Below are 2,498 nucleotides of genomic sequence, written 5' to 3'. Positions count from 1 at the left end.
AAACGCCGCCAGCAAGTCATCCCAGAACCGAAGCCCAGCTCCTGCGGCAGATACTCCCACTGGATACCGGCATGCAGGACGAACAGGATCCCGCACAAGGCCTGCCGGTCCGGCACCCGCGGTCGGCCCTCCGCCTGCTTCGGTGCTGGCTCAGGCAACAACGGCTCCATCAGCGACCACAGTTCATCCGGCACGATCCACGGACGCGACTGACGTTTCCCCACAGCCAGGCCAACGACCACCCGGACCGAAAGTCGCATGATCATCAGCTTCTGTTAGGACCTCTTAGGCCGCTCACACCCACGATCGCTACGCGCTCCTCACCGACTGCGCCCCACGGCCGTCTTGGGCTGGCCATCGGCCGGCCACTATCCCTATGAGCGCTTCGATCACGCGACGGCGGGTCGTCCGCCGAATACCTGACGTCAGAGCTGGTCCGGCGGCGGGCGCCTTGCCAGGAAAGGCGAAGTCTCACCGCACCGTGAGCAGCTGCTGCCCGTCGTGGCTTCGCACGTGGGGCCCGTTTCCGTCGAGGGCGTCCAGCAGCCGGATCGCGTAGATCTCGGACATCCGCTCGGACACCTCTTCGGGAGTGAGCCACTGGACTGCCGTGGCCTCGTCGGAGACGTGTTCGTCCCCCCGGAGGGCTTGCACCGGAACACCAGGGCCACCACTCCGATGGAAATGTTCTTGTACACGCCGGTGAGCTGGTCCACCTCGATGTGGATCCCCGTCTCCTCCAGGACCTCCCGCCGGACCCCGACCTCTGGGGTCTCCGCCAGCTCCAGTACTCCGCCAGGCAACTCCCACGTCCCGTTGTCCGCCCGGCGGATCGCCAGCAGTCGGCCGTCATCGCGCACCACCGCACCGGCGACCGATACGGAGTGCTTCGGACTAGGCATCGAAGTCGTACTCCAGCACGTAGGAAGCGGAGTCCAGGGTCATCTCATTGACCTCAACGACCCGCCCGCCCTCGGCGAACGCCGTGCGGACGATCTGGATGACAGGCGTACCCATGGTGAGCGCGAGCCGCTCGGCCTCGTCGGCTGACGGCATCCGGGAGCGCACCTCCTCGCGGAAGTGAACGGGCTTGTGGCCCAGCTCGGCCAGGCGCGCGTACGTGCCACCGGGGCCGGTGTCGGTCCGGGTGATGGCAGAGTCGGCGACGAGGTCCGACGGCAGGTACGAGATTGCGAAGAGCACCGGCTTGCCATCAAGGACGAAGCGACGGCTGCGCGCCCAAACCCGAGACCCCGGGGGAACGCCGAGGGCATCGGCGATGCGGCTGTCCGCCTCTTCTTCGCGCACATCGATCTGATCGACGACGAGCTCTCGGTCTTCGGTATCGGTGGACCAGATGGAACGGCCCGACCCCCACTGCTCCTGTGCCAGCCGCTGGATACCGCGCCGCCGCAGGGGCTTGAACGCCCGGACGAAGACACCAGCGCCCTTCCGCGCCTCCGCGAGGCCTTCGCTCTGGAGTACTCCGAGGGCCTGACGTGCGGTCATCCGGGCGACATCGTACGTGGCCATAAGGTCGTTCTCGCCGGGCAGACGGTCGCCCGGGCCGTACTCGCCCGACTGGATGGCCGTCCTCAGCGCATCGGCGATCCGCTGGTACTTCGGCCGGCGGGCGCTGCCCTGGGTGGTCATGAAACCGATCACTCCTTCTCTTCTCTAGACACCCTATGGCCAGGGATAGCGCACTGCGCGTCCCGTCCCAGCGTTGGGACCTGTCGCTAACCGTCAGAGATCTCTAGAGATGTGTTGACGGATCGAGTCGAACCGGCTGTAGTGGCTACATCTCTAGAGATACTTCCCCCGGGTGGCCTCACGACTGAGGAGTGATCTGCATGCGTCAGATTTCCGACGACACAGCAGCCCCTGCCACGGACCCGTCGGTGCGGGTGGCTGCAGTGGTCGAACCCAGCTCGGATCTGCTCGACCGGGCGCTGGTCGGCTGGGAGTGCTTCCTCGACACCTTCGAGAAGGTGTCCGATGAGTGAGTGCTACGAGTACGTGCCACACCGACTCCTGCGGCGTCGGGTGCGCGACATCGCGTCCGGAGCCGAGGGCGAACTGATGGCCGTGATCAACGAGAACGTGTCGGATTCCGTCGTCCACGAACGCTGGATGGAACTGGCGTACATCCGGGGCGCTTCCGGCCGCGAGTTCACCACCGCAGTCGACAACATCGAGCCCGCCGGTGGCTAGCCCAAGACGGCTGTCGGGCGCGGTCGGTGAGGAGCGCGTAGCGATCGTGGGCGTGACCGGCCCAAGACAGGCGGCGGACGCTGGGACGGGCGAAGCGCGTAGCGATCGGATGCGCCTGTGGGTCGGGTGGGGCTTGTGGGAGGGCCCGGGCCGTGGCCGGCCCTGACCGGAGCGGTGTCGGGCATCCCTGATGGGCCCGTCGTTGGATCTCGGACCGGCCCGTCCTTTGGGGGTTTCCCGGCTGTCCTTGTCTTTCCGTGGCGGGACGGGCTGTCAAGGGTTGA

4 protein-coding genes and 1 pseudogene are annotated in these 2,498 nt (G+C 66.8%); 2 read left to right on the top strand and 3 right to left on the bottom strand.

The annotated features are described in order from the left end of the window. The 3 genes and pseudogenes from ACZ4TV_RS33375 to ACZ4TV_RS33365 all read right to left on the bottom strand — a co-directional run. On the bottom strand, window positions 1-260 hold a 260-nt coding region (locus tag ACZ4TV_RS33375), incomplete at its 3' end, for a transposase (protein ID WP_468139017.1). A 211-nt stretch (window positions 261-471) separates the two neighbouring features. After that, a pseudogene (locus tag ACZ4TV_RS33370) lies at window positions 472-902 on the bottom strand (NUDIX hydrolase). Beyond that, the gene (locus ACZ4TV_RS33365; RefSeq protein ID WP_468139015.1) at window positions 895-1,653 is read right to left on the bottom strand and encodes a GntR family transcriptional regulator; all 759 of its coding nucleotides are present in this window, start codon (window positions 1,651-1,653) and stop codon (window positions 895-897) included. Before ACZ4TV_RS33365 ends, ACZ4TV_RS33370 begins: the two are co-directional and overlap by 8 nt. Window positions 1,654-1,853: 200 nt before the next feature. Here ACZ4TV_RS33365 and ACZ4TV_RS33360 point away from each other — a divergent pair, with 200 nt between their 5' ends. Both ACZ4TV_RS33360 and ACZ4TV_RS33355 read left to right on the top strand, forming a co-directional pair. Next, on the top strand, window positions 1,854-2,006 hold the full coding sequence (locus ACZ4TV_RS33360) for a hypothetical protein (protein WP_468139013.1): 153 nt from the start codon (window positions 1,854-1,856) through the stop codon (window positions 2,004-2,006). After that, the gene (locus ACZ4TV_RS33355; RefSeq protein ID WP_468139011.1) at window positions 1,999-2,214 is read left to right on the top strand and encodes a hypothetical protein; all 216 of its coding nucleotides are present in this window, start codon (window positions 1,999-2,001) and stop codon (window positions 2,212-2,214) included. The genes ACZ4TV_RS33360 and ACZ4TV_RS33355 overlap by 8 nt, the downstream gene beginning before the upstream one ends. Window positions 2,215-2,498: the final 284 nt, after the last annotated feature.

The organism is Streptomyces sp. NPDC028910, from assembly GCF_055564955.1.
Note: the sequence above shows the minus strand (reverse complement) of the source record. Positions and strands in the feature narration are given on the sequence as shown.